Raw genomic sequence first — 15,941 nt, 5'->3', positions numbered from 1 at the left:
GTGATTGAACGCAATGCATATTAGAGAGTCCGTAACTCACGGATAGTCATAGGGAATTGGTAGTGCTACGACTCTTCAATAAAAAAGCCCATGCGCTTCTGGGGATCGACATCAGTTCGACGTCGGTGAAGTTGCTGGAGTTGAGCCGCCAGGGCGATCGATACCGCGTCGAGTCCTACGCGGTCGAACCGTTGCCAGCCAACGCCGTGGTCGAGAAGAACATCGCCGAGCTCGAAGGGGTGGGGCAGGCGTTGTCGCGCCTGTTGGCCAAGGCCAAGACGCCCTTGCGTGGCGTGGCGCTGGCCGTGGCGGGTTCGGCGGTGATCACCAAGACCATCGAGATGGACGCCGGCTTGTCCGACGATGACATTGAAAACCAGCTCAAGATCGAGGCGGATCAATACATACCCTATCCGCTGGATGAGGTGGCCATTGATTTCGAAGTGATGGGTGTTTCGCCACGCAGTACCGAGCGCGTCGAAGTGCTGCTGGCGGCATGCCGCAAGGAAAACGTCGAGGTCCGCGAGGCCGCGTTGGCGCTCGCCGGGCTGACGGCCCGGGTGGTCGATGTAGAGGCGTATGCGCTGGAGCGTGCTTTCGGCCTGCTCGCCACGCAACTGGCTGCCTCCCAGGAACGGCTGACTGTGGCGGTTGTCGACATCGGCGCCACCATGACCACCCTCAGCGTGCTGCACAACGGGCGCATCATCTATACCCGCGAACAATTGTTCGGCGGTCGCCAACTGACCGAGGAAATTCAGCGCCGCTATGGCCTGACACCCGAGCAGGCCAGCCTGGCAAAGAAGCAGGGTGGCCTGCCGGATGACTATCTCGGCGAAGTGCTGCAACCTTTTCGCGAGGCTCTGGTACAGCAGGTCTCGCGGTCCCTGCAGTTCTTCTTCGCTTCGGGCCAGTACGGTGCGGTGGACCACATTCTGCTGGCCGGGGGCACGGCTTCGATCACCGGCCTGGATCGGCTGATCGAGCAGCGCCTGGGCACGCCGACCCAGGTGGCCAACCCGTTTACCAACATGACCCTGAGCAGCAAGATCAATGCCGGCGCCCTGGCCGGTGATGCGCCGGCATTGATGATTGCCTGTGGGCTGGCCCTCAGGAGTTTCGACTGATGGCGCGGATCAACCTGCTTCCCTGGCGCGAAGAGTTGCGCGAGGAGCGGCGCAAACGCTTTTTGCTGGCCTTGGTGGGGGCGCTGGTCGGTGCGGTCGGCGTGGTCCTGGTCGCGGTTCGGTCCATCGACAGCGCCATCGACCACCAGGTCGCTCGCAATAGCTATCTCTCCGAGCAGATCGCCGTGCTGGACGAACGCATCAAGCAGATCAGCGAATTGAAGGCCCGTCGCCAGCAATTGCTGGAGCGCATGCGCATCATCCAGGACCTGCAGGGTAACCGGCCAGTCAGTGGGCGCATCTTCGACCAATTGGTGCGGACCCTGCCGGACGGGGTGTATTTCACTGAAGTGAAGTTGGAAGACCGGATGCTCTCGATCAAGGGGGCCGCGGAATCGAACAACCGGGTCTCGGACCTGATGCGCAACCTGGACTCGTCGGACTTGTTCGACACGCCCAGCCTGACGGCGGTCAAGGCCACCACCTCTGGGCAGCTCGACCAGGCCAACGTTTTCCAGCTCACGGTTCGCCAGACACGCCCGGCCGATGCGGAGGAGGGCCAATGAAACCGGGGGAGTGGTTCGACGCGCTGCGCCAGATCGACCTCGGTGATCTGGACACCAACAACATCGGCTCCTGGCCGGCGCCCATCAAATGGCTGTCCGGTGTCCTGCTGGTGGTCCTGGTGCTGGGGCTGGGCTATAACGTTGCCTTGAGTGACCTGGAAAACCAGTTGCAGCAAGTGCGCGAGGAAGAAAATACCCTCAAGGCGCAATTTGCGGGCAAGGCTCACATGGCCGCGAACCTGGAGCGCTACACCGAGCAGATGAAGCAGATGGAAACGTCTTTTGGTGTGCTGTTACGGCAATTGCCCAGCGATACCGAAGTGCCGGGCCTGCTGGAGGACATTACTCGCACCGGCCTGGGCAGTGGTCTGGAGTTCGAGGAAATCAAGTTGCTGCCGGAGGTCACCCAGCCGTTCTACATCGAGTTACCGATCCAGATCACCGTGACCGGTGGCTACCACGACCTGGCGACGTTCGTCAGTGGGGTGGCGGGGCTGCCCAGGATTGTCACGCTGCACGATTTCGAGGTCGCACCGATGGAGCCCGAGGCAGGCACGAAACTGCGCATGAGCATCCAGGCCAAGACCTACCGGTACAACGAGCAGGAGGCGCAACCATGAGGCCGGTGTGGCGCATCTGCCTGCTGGCAGGCCTGGTCGCGCTGGCGGGCTGTGGTAACGACAACGGTTTCAGCGACCTGGACGCCTACATGAACGAAGTGCGTCTGCGGCCGCCCGGCAAGATCGAGCCGACGCCGACGTTCAGGCCCTACGAAACCTTTACCTACAGTGCCGCCAACCTGCGCGGCCCGTTTTCCCGGCAGGTCCGCGTGGACCAGGCCGAGCGGCAGCGGGGCTCGCGCAACGTCCGGCCCGACCCGAACCGGGTCAAACAGTACCTGGAAGGCTTCAACATCGAGCAGTTTGAAATGGTCGGTACGATCTCCAACGCCCGTGGCTCCTTCGCGCTCCTGCGGGGCGCGGGCGGGGTGCATCGGCTCAAGGTCGGTGACTATCTGGGGCGCAACGACGGGCGGATCGTCAACATCAGCGCCGCCCAGGTCGATGTGGTCGAAATCGTTCCCGATGGCGAGGGTGCCTGGCTGGAGCGACCACGGACCATTCCTTTGAAAGAGCATTCATAGTGGAACTCGAACAATGAACAGGTTTTTTTCAGCCCTCGGTATTTCGCTATGGATAGCGCTGTTGTCGCCGATGGTTCACGGGGCCAGCCTGAAGACGCTGGATGTGGCGGCGTTGCCGGGGGACCGTGTCGAGTTGAAGCTCACCTTCGACGGGCCGCCGCCGACACCCCGGGGCTACACCACCGAACAGCCGGCGCGGATTGCACTGGATCTGCCGGGCGTGAGCAATCAGCTTTCCAGCAAACGCCGCGACCTGGGCGGGGGCAATGCACGCAGCGCCACCGTGGTCGAGGCTGGGGATCGCACCCGGTTGATCATCGGGCTTACCCAATTGGCGCCGTATGACACCCGGGTCGAAGGTAACAACCTGTTCGTGGTGGTTGGCAAGGGCGCCACCTCGAAGCGTGCTGCCCCGAAGAGCTCCGCCCAGGCCCCGCGCCCGGCGGTTGCCAGCGCTGCGCCTGCGAGGGCCAGTGCGCCGGTGGGCAAGGCGATTCGTGGGGTGGACTTCCAGCGTGGGACCCAGGGCGAAGGCAACGTGGTGATCGACCTGTCTGATCCGTCCATCGCCCCGGACATCCAGGAGCGCGAAGGCAAGATCATCCTCAATTTCGCCAGGACCCAGTTACCTGAGCCGCTGCGGGTGCGCCTGGACGTCAAGGACTTCGCCACCCCGGTGCAATTCGTCAATGCCAGCGCCGGCAGCGACCGGGCGACCATCAGCATCGAGCCCAGTGGCACCTTCGACTACTCGACCTACCAGACCGACAACAAGCTCACCGTCAGCGTCCGGCCCATGACTGTCGAGGACCTGCAAAAACGCAACGCCGACCGTGCGGCCTACAGTGGCGAGAAGCTCTCGCTCAACTTCCAGGACATCGAGGTGCGTTCGGTCCTGCAACTGATTGCCGATTTTACCAACCTGAACCTCGTGGCCAGCGACACGGTGCAGGGTGGCATCACCTTGCGGTTGCAGAATGTGCCCTGGGACCAGGCGCTCGACCTCGTGCTCAAGACCAAGGGGTTGGACAAGCGCAAGGTCGGCAACGTGCTGTTGGTAGCTCCGGCTGATGAAATTGCCGCCCGTGAGCGCCAGGAATTGGAGTCGCAGAAACAGATTGCCGACCTGGCGCCGCTGCGGCGTGAGCTGTTGCAGGTCAACTATGCGAAGGCGACGGACATCGCCAAGCTGTTCCAGTCGGTGACCAGTGCCGAGGCGAAAGCCGATGAGCGCGGCACGATCACGGTCGATGAGCGAACCAACAACATCATTGCCTACCAGACCCAGGACCGCCTTGACGAACTGCGCCGGATCGTGGCGCAGCTGGATATTCCGGTGCGCCAGGTGATGATCGAGGCGCGGATTGTCGAGGCTAACGTCGACTACGACAAAAGCCTGGGCGTGCGCTGGGGCGGTTCGATACAAAACAAAGGCAACTGGAGCTCCTCGGGGGTCACCACGGGCGACTCCACCACCATCGGCACGCCGGGCAGCACTAGCACCAACCAGCCGTTCGTCGACCTGGGCGCCTCGGGCAATACCTCGGGCATCGGCATTGCCTTCATCACCGACAACGTATTGCTGGACCTTGAGCTGACGGCCATGGAGAAAACCGGCAACGGGGAGATCGTCTCCCAACCCAAGGTGGTGACGTCCGACAAGGAAACGGCAAAGATCCTCAAGGGCACGGAAATTCCTTATCAGGAAGCCAGCTCCAGCGGCGCTACGTCGGTGTCGTTCAAGGAGGCTTCGCTATCGCTGGAGGTGACCCCGCAGATCACTCCCGACAACCGGATCATCATGGAGGTCAAGGTCACCAAGGATGAGCCGGACTACCTGAACAAGGTGAATGATGTGCCGCCGATTAAGAAAAACGAGGTCAATGCCAAGGTCCTGGTCAATGATGGCGAGACCATTGTGATTGGCGGGGTTTTCTCAAATACTCAGAGCAAGGTTGTAGATAAGGTGCCATTTCTTGGCGATGTGCCGTATCTTGGCCGCCTTTTCCGGCGTGATGTGGTCTCGGATAGCAAATCCGAGCTGCTGGTGTTCCTCACTCCGCGTATCATGAATAACCAGGCGATTGCTGTGAGTCGTTGATTCTGTGCGAAATTTGATTCTTGTTGGGCCGATGGGCGCTGGAAAAAGCACCATCGGCCGTTTGCTGGCCAAAGAGCTGCGCCTGCCGTTCAAAGATTCCGACAAGGAAATTGAATTGCGCACGGGCGCCAATATCCCATGGATTTTCGACAAGGAAGGCGAACCGGGCTTTCGTGACCGTGAGCAGGCGATGATCGCCGAGCTGTGCGCGTTCGATGGCGTGGTGCTCGCCACCGGTGGCGGCGCGGTGATGCGCGAAGCCAATCGTCGGGCGTTGCATGCCGGCGGACGAGTGGTCTATCTGCATGCTTCTGTCGAGCAGCAGGTCGGTCGTACCGCCCGGGATCGCAACCGGCCGCTGTTGCGCACCGCCGACCCGGCCAAGACCCTGCGCGACCTCCTGGAGCTGCGTGACCCGCTCTATCGGCAGATCGCCGACCTGGTGGTGGAAACCGACGAGCGGCCGCCGCGGATGGTGGTGCTAGACATTCTCGATCGCCTTCAGCAACTGCCTCCCCGTTAATGCGCTTGGCGAAATGCGCTATCCTCGACGTCCCGTCATGGCCCGCCTGGGGCGTGGCGGATGGCCATTAACTGGCGCCAGAACAAGCGCCGTGGACTTTCGTTAATTGCAGGCAGGACGCCTGATTCCATCTTCACTGTGGGGACACATGCAGACACTTAAGGTTGATCTGGGCGAGCGCAGCTACCCGATTCATATTGGCGAAGGCTTGCTGGGCCAGCCCGAACTGCTGGCGCCGCATATCGCTGGGCGGCAAGTGGCGATCATTTCCAATGAAACCGTCGCGCCCCTGTATCTGGAACGTCTGACCCATAGCCTGTCGGCCTTCTCGGTCATTTCAGTGATATTGCCCGATGGCGAAGCCTTCAAGAACTGGGAAACCCTGCACCTTATTTTCGATGGCCTGTTGACCGCGCGCCACGATCGCCGCACCACGGTGATTGCCTTGGGTGGCGGTGTGATCGGCGACATGGCCGGTTTTGCAGCCGCCTGCTACCAGCGCGGCGTCGATTTCATCCAGATCCCCACCACGCTGCTGTCACAGGTCGACTCGTCGGTGGGGGGCAAGACCGGGATCAACCATCCACTGGGCAAGAACATGGTCGGTGCTTTCTATCAGCCCAACGTGGTGCTGATCGACACCGCGACGCTCAATACCTTGCCGGCCCGCGAACTGTCTGCGGGGCTGGCGGAAGTCATCAAGTACGGGCTGATCTGCGACGAGCCGTTCCTGGGCTGGCTCGAGGAGAACGTCGACCGCCTGCGTGCGCTGGATCAACCGGCGCTGACCTACGCCATCGAACGCTCCTGCGCCGCCAAGGCTGCCGTGGTCGGTGCTGATGAGCGGGAGTCGGGGGTGCGCGCCACACTCAACCTGGGTCACACCTTCGGCCATGCCATCGAAACCCACATGGGCTATGGTGTCTGGCTGCACGGTGAAGCGGTCGCGGCCGGTACGGTCATGGCCCTGGAGATGTCTGCGCGCCTGGGCTGGATCAGCGAACAGGAGCGTGATCGCGGTATTCGTCTGTTCCAGCGCGCCGGGCTACCGGTGGTTCCGCCCGAGGAAATGAGCGAGGCGGATTTTCTTGAACACATGGCAATCGATAAAAAAGTGATCGACGGTCGTCTGCGTCTGGTGCTGCTGCGCCACATGGGCGAAGCGGTGGTGACCGATGATTATCCGAAAGAAGTTCTACAGGCCACGCTGGGAGCGGACTACCGCGCCCTGGCTCAGCTTAAAGGTTAATAAGATCCGATGACTAGTTTGCATGCCGACGAGGCTTTCCTCGGCCATTTCCAATTGAGTCATGACCCTTTTGCACCGCGGGTCCCGGGCTTCAAGTTCTTTCCTGCCCAGCGCAAGCCGGTACTGGGCCAGCTACATCACCTGGCGCGCTACAGCCAGTTGCTGCTGGTGGTCACCGGTCCCCAGGGCAGCGGCAAAACCTTGCTGCGCCAGGCCCTGGTGGCCAGTACCAACAAACAGTCCGTGCAAAGCGTAGTGGTGTCGGCCCGTGGCGCCGGCGATGCCGCCGGTGTATTGCGTCAGGTGGCCCAGGCGCTGAACGTCGCGCAGGCCGAAATCGGTGAAATTCTCGATCAGATCGTGCAGCTGGCGCTGACCGGGCAGGAAGTCTATCTGCTGGTGGACGATGCCGAGCAGCTCGACGAGTCGGCTCTTGAGGCCCTGCTGGCCCTGGCGGCCGGTGCGCCGGAGGGTCGCCCTCATGTGTTCCTGTTTGGTGAGTCGTCGCTGATCGCTGATCTGGACCAATTGAGTCTTGAGGAAGAGCGCTTCCACGTCATCGAGCTGGCGCCCTACACCGAGGAAGAAACGCGTGAATACCTGGCCCAGCGTCTTGAGGGTGCGGGCCGGGGTATCGAACTTTTCAGCGCCGATCAGATCTCTGAGGTTCACGAAAGCTCCGACGGTTGGCCTGGCAACATCAACCAGGTCGCCCGCGATGCTTTGATCGAAGTCATGATTGCCAGCCGCTCAGCGGTGAAGCGTCCAAGTATGGGGTTCAACATGCCGAAGAAACACGTATTGGCAATTTCCGCCGTCGTCGTGGTCGCGGTTGCCGCCGCCTGGCTGATGCCGGGGCGCACCAAGGCACCCACCACGGGTGCCCCTGCCAACGAACAGGCGCAGTTGCCTCTCGGCCAAGAGGCGCCGCAACCCAACGGTGGTGCGCCAGCAGTGGAGTTCGCCGGCAACACCCAGCCGATGCCGCTGCCGCTGGTCGGCCAGTCGCAACCGGTCATGCGTGGCCCGCTGGCTGAAGCGGCCGGTGGTGTCACCGAAGGCGACGACGGCGTGGCGCCACCGATCGACGGCAGCAGCGACACACCGCCGACCGTGACCACCACCGCACCGCCTGTGGGCGTGCCGGCCGGACCTGCGCCGACGCCTGTCCCGGCCGCCAAGCCGACCCCAGCGCCCACCCAGGTGGCCACCGCCAAGCCTGCTCCGGTTCCAGCGCCTGCCGCCAAGCCGGCGGCGCCAGCACCCGCAGCCAAACCTGCTGCCAAAGCCGCGGGCGGTAGCTGGTACGCTGGCCAGGCACCGGGCAACTACGTCGTGCAGATCCTTGGCACCAGTTCCGAAGCCTCGGCACAGAACTTCGTCAAGGAGCAGGGCGGTGAGTACCGCTATTTCAAGAAAGTCCTCAACGGCAAGCCGCTGTATGTCGTTACCTACGGCAGTTTTGCCAACCGTGATGCAGCCGTTTCCGCCATCAAGGCCTTGCCAGCGAAGGTTCAGGCTGGTAAACCTTGGCCTCGCACTGTCGCCAGCGTCCAACAGGAACTGGCAGCAACTCGCTGAAGATTCGGCGGCCTTACCCAGGCCGCCTCTCCCGGCAACCTCAAAATTTCCGCAGGGGCGGGCGACCTTTCAGGCCGCGCGCCTTGTGGTGTCTGCGTCACAGTAGCGTTTGAGTCGTAGCGGTCGAACCCAAAAAAGTTTTGACTAGCACAGCATATAGCTTTAAACCTTTCACAAATGCGACATGGATTTGCGCCAGTTCGTCGTCAAATTTGTGAGCCTCTGTGTCGGTGTGTACAATGACCTCCCTTTTGCCCCCGCAAAGCTGGCGTACGTTCGGCGCGGTATGCAACGGGTTGAATTAAAAAGAAATTTGCCTCGATTAGAGGCAGCCTGGTGAGAAAGTGTCTATGAAAGCAGGTCTGTACCAACCAGATGAATTCAAGGATAACTGTGGTTTCGGCCTGATAGCTCATATGCAGGGCGAGCCCAGCCACACCCTTTTGCAAACGGCCATTGAGGCCCTGACCTGCATGACCCACCGTGGTGGGATCAACGCCGACGGCAAGACCGGCGACGGTTGTGGCTTGCTGATTCAAAAGCCCGACGAGTTCCTGCGTGCCGTAGCCCAGGAAACGTTTGGCGTGACCCTGCCCAAGCAGTATGCCGTGGGCATGGTGTTCTTCAACCAGGATCCGGTGAAAGCCCAAGCGGCTCGCGAGAACATGAATCGCGAGATCCTGGCCGCTGGCCTGCAACTGGTCGGCTGGCGCAAAGTGCCGATCGACACCAGTGTCCTCGGCCGCCTGGCGCTTGAGCGCCTGCCGCAGATCGAACAGGTGTTCATCGCCGGCGAAGGCCTGAGCGACCAGGACATGTCGATCAAGCTGTTCAGCTCCCGTCGTCGTTCGTCCGTGGCCAATGCTGCCGACACCGATCACTACATCTGCAGCTTTTCCCACAAGACCATTATCTACAAAGGCCTGATGATGCCGGCGGACCTCACCGCCTTCTATCCAGACCTGAGCGACGAGCGCCTGAAAACCGCAATCTGCGTGTTCCACCAGCGCTTCTCCACCAACACCCTGCCGAAATGGCCGCTCGCCCAGCCATTCCGCTTCCTCGCCCACAACGGCGAGATCAACACCATCACCGGCAACCGCAACTGGGCCGTGGCCCGTCGCACCAAGTTCGCCAACGACCTGATGCCCGACCTCGAAGAACTCGGCCCGCTGGTCAACCGCGTGGGTTCCGACTCCTCGAGCATGGACAACATGCTGGAACTGATGGTGACCGGTGGTATCGATCTGTTCCGCGGCGTGCGCATGCTGGTGCCGCCGGCGTGGCAGAACGTCGAGACCATGGACCCGGACCTGCGCGCCTTCTACGAATACAACTCCATGCACATGGAGCCGTGGGACGGCCCGGCCGGTATCGTCATGACCGACGGTCGCTACGCTGTGTGCCTGCTGGACCGTAACGGTCTGCGTCCGGCACGCTGGGTCACCACCACCAACGGTTTCATCACCCTGGCCTCGGAAATCGGCGTCTGGAACTACCAGCCCGAAGACGTCATTGCCAAGGGCCGCGTAGGTCCGGGTCAGATCTTTGCCGTGGACACCGAGACCGGCCAGATCCTCGACACCGACGCCATCGACAACCGCCTCAAGTCCCGTCATCCGTACAAGCAATGGCTGCGCAAGAATGCCTTGCGCATCCAGGCGACCATGGAAGACAACGACCACGGCTCGGCGTTCTACGACGTCGACCAGCTCAAGCAGTACATGAAGATGTACCAGGTGACGTTCGAAGAGCGTGACCAGGTGCTGCGTCCGCTGGGCGAGCAGGGCTACGAAGCGGTCGGCTCCATGGGTGACGACACGCCAATGGCCGTGCTGTCGCAGCGCGTGCGTACGCCGTACGACTATTTCCGCCAGCAATTTGCCCAGGTGACCAACCCACCGATCGACCCGCTGCGCGAAGCGATCGTGATGTCCCTGGAAATCTGCCTCGGCGCCGAGCGCAACATTTTCCAGGAGTCGCCGGAACACGCCTCGCGGGTGATCCTCAGCTCGCCGGTCATTTCCCCGGCCAAGTGGCGCTCGTTGACCAACCTCGACCGCCTGGGTTTTGCGCGCCAGGTCATCGACCTGAACTACGACGAAAGCGTCGGCTTGGAAGCGGCAATCCGCAACGTTGCCGATCAGGCTGAAGAGGCCGCGCGCGCCGGTCGTACCCAGATTGTACTCAGCGACCGTCACATCGCCCCGGGCAAACTGCCGATCCACGCCTCGCTGGCCACCGGCGCGGTGCACCATCGCCTGACCGAAAAAGGCCTGCGCTGCGACTCCAACATCCTGGTTGAGACCGCCACCGCCCGCGATCCGCATCACTTCGCGGTGCTGATCGGTTTCGGTGCCTCGGCGGTGTATCCGTTCCTGGCCTATGAAGTGCTGGGCGACCTGATCCGTACCGGTGAAGTGCTGGGCGACCTCTATGAGGTGTTCAAGAACTACCGCAAGGGCATCACCAAAGGCCTGCTCAAGATCCTGTCGAAGATGGGCATCTCGACCATCGCCTCGTACCGTGGCGCGCAACTGTTCGAGGCCATCGGCCTGTCGGAAGAAGTCTGCGAGATGAGCTTCCGTGGCGTGCCGAGCCGCATCAAAGGTGCACGTTTCGTCGACCTCGAAGCCGAACAGAAAGCCTTGGCTGCCGAAGCCTGGAGCCCGCGCAAGCCGATCCAGCAAGGCGGCCTGCTGAAGTTCGTTCATGGCGGCGAGTACCACGCCTACAACCCGGACGTGGTCAACACCTTGCAGGCTGCTGTGCAGCAGGGCGACTACAGCAAGTTCAAGGAATACACCTCGCTGGTGGACAACCGTCCGGTGTCGATGATTCGTGACCTGCTCAAGGTCAAGACTCTCGACACACCGTTGGACATCAGTGAAATAGAACCGCTGGAATCGGTGCTCAAGCGCTTCGATTCGGCCGGCATTTCCCTGGGTGCCTTGTCCCCGGAAGCCCACGAAGCCCTGGCCGAAGCCATGAACCGCCTCGGTGCGCGTTCCAACTCCGGTGAAGGCGGCGAAGACCCGGCGCGCTACGGCACCGTCAAGAGCTCGAAAATCAAGCAGGTGGCGACCGGCCGCTTCGGTGTGACGCCGGAATACCTGGTCAACGCTGAAGTGCTGCAGATCAAGGTTGCCCAAGGCGCCAAGCCCGGCGAAGGCGGCCAACTGCCCGGCGGCAAGGTCAACGGCCTGATCGCCAAGCTGCGCTATGCGGTCCCTGGCGTGACCCTGATCTCGCCGCCGCCGCACCACGACATCTACTCGATCGAAGACTTGTCGCAACTGATCTTCGACCTCAAGCAGGTGAACCCGAAGGCGCTGGTCTCGGTGAAACTGGTGGCGGAAGCGGGCGTTGGCACCATCGCGGCCGGCGTGGCCAAGGCCTATGCCGACCTGATCACCATCTCCGGCTACGACGGCGGCACCGGCGCATCGCCGCTGACCTCGATCAAGTACGCGGGCGCACCGTGGGAGCTGGGCCTGGCTGAAACCCATCAGACCCTGCGTGGCAACGATTTGCGTGGCAAGGTCCGGGTGCAGACCGACGGTGGTCTGAAAACCGGCCTGGACGTGATCAAGGCCGCCATCCTCGGCGCCGAGAGTTTCGGCTTCGGTACCGCGCCGATGATTGCCCTGGGCTGCAAATACCTGCGCATCTGCCACCTGAACAACTGCGCCACCGGCGTGGCGACCCAGAACGACAAGCTGCGCAAGGATCACTACATCGGTACCGTCGACATGGTGGTGAACTTCTTCACCTACGTGGCCGAAGAGACCCGTGAGTGGCTGGCGAAGCTGGGCGTGCGCTCCCTTGAAGAGCTGATCGGCCGTACCGACCTGCTGGAAGTGCTCGAGGGCCAGACCGCCAAGCAGCATCACCTGGACCTGACCCCGTTGCTGGGCAGCGATCTCATTCCGGCGGACAAGCCACAGTTCTGCCAGGTCGACCGCAACCCGCCGTTCGACAAGGGTGAGCTGGCCGAGAAGATGGTCGACATGGCCGCCTCGGCGATCAACGACCTGAGCGGAGCCGCGTTCGACCTGGATATCTGCAACTGCGACCGTTCCATCGGCGCACGGATCTCCGGCGAAATCGCACGCAAGCACGGTAACCAGGGCATGGCCAAGGCGCCGGTCACCTTCCGTTTCAAGGGCACCGCGGGCCAGAGCTTCGGTGTCTGGAACGCCGGGGGCCTGAACATGTACCTGGAAGGCGATGCCAACGACTACGTGGGCAAGGGCATGACCGGCGGCAAGCTGGTCATCGTTCCGCCCAAGGGCAGCGTCTACAAGACCCAGGACAGTGCCATTATCGGCAACACCTGCCTCTACGGCGCCACGGGCGGCAAGCTGTTCGCCGCCGGTACTGCGGGCGAGCGTTTTGCCGTGCGTAACTCCGGGGCCCACACTGTCGTGGAAGGCACCGGCGATCACTGCTGTGAGTACATGACCGGTGGTTTTGTCTGCGTGCTGGGCAAAACCGGTTATAACTTCGGCTCTGGCATGACCGGCGGTTTCGCCTACGTGCTCGACCAGGACAACACCTTCGTTGACCGGGTCAACCACGAACTGGTGGAAATCCAGCGGATCAGCGGCGAGGCGATGGAAGCCTACCGCAGCCACCTGCAGCGCGTACTGGATGAGTACGTCGAGGAAACCGACAGCGAATGGGGACGTAACCTCGCCGAAAACCTCGATGACTACCTGCGTCGTTTCTGGCTGGTCAAGCCCAAGGCTGCCAACCTGAAATCGTTGCTTTCCAGCACTCGTGCCAACCCGCAGTGATATGCGCCTGAAGAGTTTGATGAGGTTTTAACAATGGCTGAACGTCTGAATAACGACTTCCAGTTCATCGATGTCGGGCGCAAGGATCCGAAGAAGAAACTGTTGCGTCAACGCAAGAAAGAGTTCGTGGAGATCTACGAGCCTTTCAAACCCCAGCAGTCGGCCGACCAGGCCCACCGCTGCCTGGGTTGCGGTAACCCGTACTGCGAATGGAAGTGCCCGGTGCACAACTTCATTCCCAACTGGCTGAAACTGGTGGCCGAGGGCAACATCCTCCAGGCCGCCGAGCTGTCCCACCAGACCAACACCCTGCCGGAAGTCTGTGGCCGGGTGTGCCCGCAGGATCGCCTGTGCGAAGGTGCCTGCACCCTCAACGACGGTTTTGGCGCGGTGACTATCGGTTCGGTGGAGAAGTACATCACCGACACCGCGTTCGCCATGGGCTGGCGTCCGGATATGTCCAAGGTCAAGCCGACCGGCAAGCGCGTGGCGATCATCGGTGCGGGCCCGGCGGGCCTGGGTTGTGCCGATGTGCTGGTGCGTGGTGGTGTGACCCCGGTGGTGTTCGACAGGAATCCGGAAATCGGCGGCCTGCTGACATTCGGCATCCCCGAGTTCAAGCTGGAAAAAACCGTGCTGAGCAATCGTCGCGAAGTCTTCACCGGCATGGGCATCGAGTTCCGTCTGAACACCGAGGTGGGCAAGGACGTGACCATGGAGCAACTGCTCGAAGAATACGATGCGGTATTCATGGGCATGGGCACCTACACCTACATGAAGGGCGGCTTTGCCGGTGAGGACCTACCAGGCGTCTATGACGCACTCGATTTCCTGATTGCCAACGTCAATCGCAACCTGGGCTTTGAAAAGTCGCCGGAAGATTTCGTCGACATGAAAGGCAAGAAGGTCGTGGTGCTCGGTGGTGGCGACACGGCGATGGACTGCAATCGCACCTCGATTCGCCAGGCCGCCAAGTCGGTGACCTGCGCCTACCGTCGTGACGAAGCCAACATGCCCGGCTCGCGCAAAGAGGTGAAGAACGCCAAGGAAGAAGGCGTGAAGTTCCTCTACAACCGCCAACCGATTGCCATTGTCGGTGAAGACAAGGTCGAAGGCGTGAAGGTGGTCGAAACCCGTCTCGGCGAACCGGACGCCCGTGGCCGCCGCAGCCCCGAGCCGATTCCCGGTTCCGAAGAGATCATCCCGGCCGACGCCGTGGTCATCGCCTTCGGCTTCCGCCCAAGCCCGGCGCCGTGGTTCGAGCAGTTCAGCATCCAGACTGACAGCCAGGGCCGCGTCGTGGCCCCGGAACAAGGCCAGTACAAGCACCAGACCAGCAACCCGAAGATCTTCGCCGGTGGCGACATGGTCCGGGGTTCCGACCTGGTGGTGACGGCGATCTTCGAAGGCCGCAATGCGGCGGAAGGGATCCTGGATTACCTGCAAGTCTGATCACTTCCTGATGCTGGAATGCGATCAAAATGTGGGAGCGAGCTTGCTCGCGATAGCGGTGAATCAGTCGACGAATATGTTGAATGTGACGCCCTCATCGCGAGCAAGCTCGCTCCCACAGGTGTTTTGTGGTGTTGCGAAAGTTGTGCTGCCCCGCGACAAATTGCCCCGATAGATAAAAGGCACGGCTCTTGCCGTGCCTTTTGCCTCGCGCTCTGAGAAAATGCCCGCACTTTTTTTCCGGATGCCGACATGACTGCCCTGAAGAACGACCGTTTCCTTCGCGCCCTGCTCAAGCAACCCGTAGACGTCACCCCGGTGTGGATGATGCGCCAGGCCGGTCGCTACCTGCCGGAATACCGCGCCAGCCGCGCCAAGGCCGGTGACTTCATGAGCCTGTGCATGAACCCGCAGTTCGCCTGCGAAGTGACGATGCAGCCGCTGGATCGGTATCCGCAGCTGGACGCGGCCATCCTGTTCTCCGACATCCTGACCATTCCCGATGCCATGGGCCAAGGCCTGTACTTCGAAACCGGCGAAGGCCCGCGCTTCAAAAAAGTCATCAGCACCCTGGCCGACATCGAGGCCCTGCCGATTCCCGATCCGCAGAAAGACCTGGGCTACGTCATGGACGCGGTCAGCACCATTCGCCGTGAACTCAACGGTCGTGTGCCGCTGATCGGTTTCTCTGGCAGCCCATGGACCCTGGCCACCTACATGGTCGAAGGCGGCTCGTCGAAGGATTTCCGCAAGACCAAGGCAATGCTCTACGACAACCCGCAAGCCATGCACCTGTTGCTGGACAAGCTGGCCCAGTCGGTCACGTCCTACCTCAACGGCCAGATCCTGGCCGGTGCGCAAGCGGTACAGATCTTCGATACCTGGGGCGGCAACCTGTCGGCGGCGGCGTACCAGGAATTTTCCCTGGCCTACATGCGCAAGATCGTCAGCGGCCTGATCCGCGAGCACGAAGGTCGCAAGGTCCCGGTGATCCTGTTCACCAAGAACGGCGGCCTGTGGCTGGAAAGCATCGCCGAGGTCGGCGCCGACGCCCTGGGCCTGGATTGGACCTGCGACATTGGCAACGCCCGCGAGCGTGTCGGTCACAAGGTTGCCCTGCAAGGCAACATGGACCCCACCGTGCTCTACGCCAAGCCTGAAGCCATCCGCGCTGAAGTCGGACGCATCCTGGCCAGCTACGGCAGTGGCAGTGGCCATGTGTTCAACCTCGGCCATGGCATCACCCCGGAAGTCGACCCCGAACACGCTGGCGCCTTCCTACGGGCGGTGCATGAATTGTCGGCGCAATATCACGTCTGATTGCGGTCCCTGTCACCCAGCCTGTCCGGACCTGCGCCGGACAGGCTTTTTTATGCGCGCTTGTTTAACGATCCGACCT

The 15,941-nt window shown here is 61.8% G+C and carries 11 protein-coding genes; all 11 read left to right on the top strand.

Features of this window, described 5'->3' with window-relative positions; genetic code table 11:
- Positions 1 to 62 precede the first annotated feature (62 nt).
- The 11 genes from AACY42_RS16750 (at position 63) to hemE (ending at position 15,862) form a co-directional block, all read left to right on the top strand.
- A complete protein-coding gene (locus tag AACY42_RS16750; protein WP_339481025.1) occupies positions 63 to 1,127 on the top strand; it encodes a pilus assembly protein PilM in 1,065 nt (354 codons plus the stop codon).
- Positions 1,127 to 1,693, top strand: coding sequence for a PilN domain-containing protein (locus tag AACY42_RS16745; RefSeq protein ID WP_339481024.1), 567 nt, complete (start codon positions 1,127 to 1,129; stop codon positions 1,691 to 1,693). The genes AACY42_RS16750 and AACY42_RS16745 overlap by 1 nt, the downstream gene beginning before the upstream one ends.
- Positions 1,690 to 2,313, top strand: a complete 624-nt coding sequence (pilO, locus tag AACY42_RS16740) for a type 4a pilus biogenesis protein PilO (protein WP_339481023.1) — start codon at positions 1,690 to 1,692, stop codon at positions 2,311 to 2,313. Before AACY42_RS16745 ends, pilO begins: the two co-directional genes overlap by 4 nt.
- Entirely contained in the window at positions 2,310 to 2,837 is a 528-nt protein-coding gene (locus AACY42_RS16735; protein WP_339481022.1) for a pilus assembly protein PilP, read from the top strand. The genes pilO and AACY42_RS16735 overlap by 4 nt, the downstream gene beginning before the upstream one ends.
- A gap of 13 nt (positions 2,838 to 2,850) precedes the next feature.
- Complete coding sequence (gene pilQ, locus AACY42_RS16730) at positions 2,851 to 4,938, top strand: type IV pilus secretin PilQ (protein WP_339481021.1); 2,088 nt, start codon at positions 2,851 to 2,853, stop codon at positions 4,936 to 4,938.
- A 4-nt stretch (positions 4,939 to 4,942) separates the two neighbouring features.
- Positions 4,943 to 5,461, top strand: coding sequence for a shikimate kinase AroK (aroK, locus tag AACY42_RS16725; RefSeq protein ID WP_339481020.1), 519 nt, complete (start codon positions 4,943 to 4,945; stop codon positions 5,459 to 5,461).
- 148 nt (positions 5,462 to 5,609) lie between these two features.
- On the top strand, positions 5,610 to 6,710 hold the full coding sequence (gene aroB / locus AACY42_RS16720) for a 3-dehydroquinate synthase (protein WP_339481019.1): 1,101 nt from the start codon (positions 5,610 to 5,612) through the stop codon (positions 6,708 to 6,710).
- Positions 6,711 to 6,719: 9 nt separating this feature from the next.
- Positions 6,720 to 8,291: an SPOR domain-containing protein gene (locus AACY42_RS16715; RefSeq protein WP_339481017.1), complete on the top strand. Its 1,572-nt coding sequence runs from the start codon at positions 6,720 to 6,722 to the stop codon at positions 8,289 to 8,291.
- Between the two features lie 350 nt (positions 8,292 to 8,641).
- Entirely contained in the window at positions 8,642 to 13,090 is a 4,449-nt protein-coding gene (gene gltB, locus AACY42_RS16710) for a glutamate synthase large subunit (protein WP_339481016.1), read from the top strand.
- A 33-nt stretch (positions 13,091 to 13,123) separates the two neighbouring features.
- On the top strand, positions 13,124 to 14,542 hold the full coding sequence (locus AACY42_RS16705; RefSeq protein ID WP_339481014.1) for an FAD-dependent oxidoreductase: 1,419 nt from the start codon (positions 13,124 to 13,126) through the stop codon (positions 14,540 to 14,542).
- A gap of 252 nt (positions 14,543 to 14,794) precedes the next feature.
- The gene (hemE, locus tag AACY42_RS16700; RefSeq protein WP_339481013.1) at positions 14,795 to 15,862 is read left to right on the top strand and encodes a uroporphyrinogen decarboxylase; all 1,068 of its coding nucleotides are present in this window, start codon (positions 14,795 to 14,797) and stop codon (positions 15,860 to 15,862) included.
- Positions 15,863 to 15,941: the final 79 nt, after the last annotated feature.

Origin of the sequence: Pseudomonas sp. RL_5y_Pfl2_73 (genome assembly GCF_963970515.1) — a bacterium.
Classification (GTDB): Bacteria; Pseudomonadota; Gammaproteobacteria; order Pseudomonadales; family Pseudomonadaceae; genus Aquipseudomonas.
Note: the sequence above shows the minus strand (reverse complement) of the source record. Positions and strands in the feature narration are given on the sequence as shown.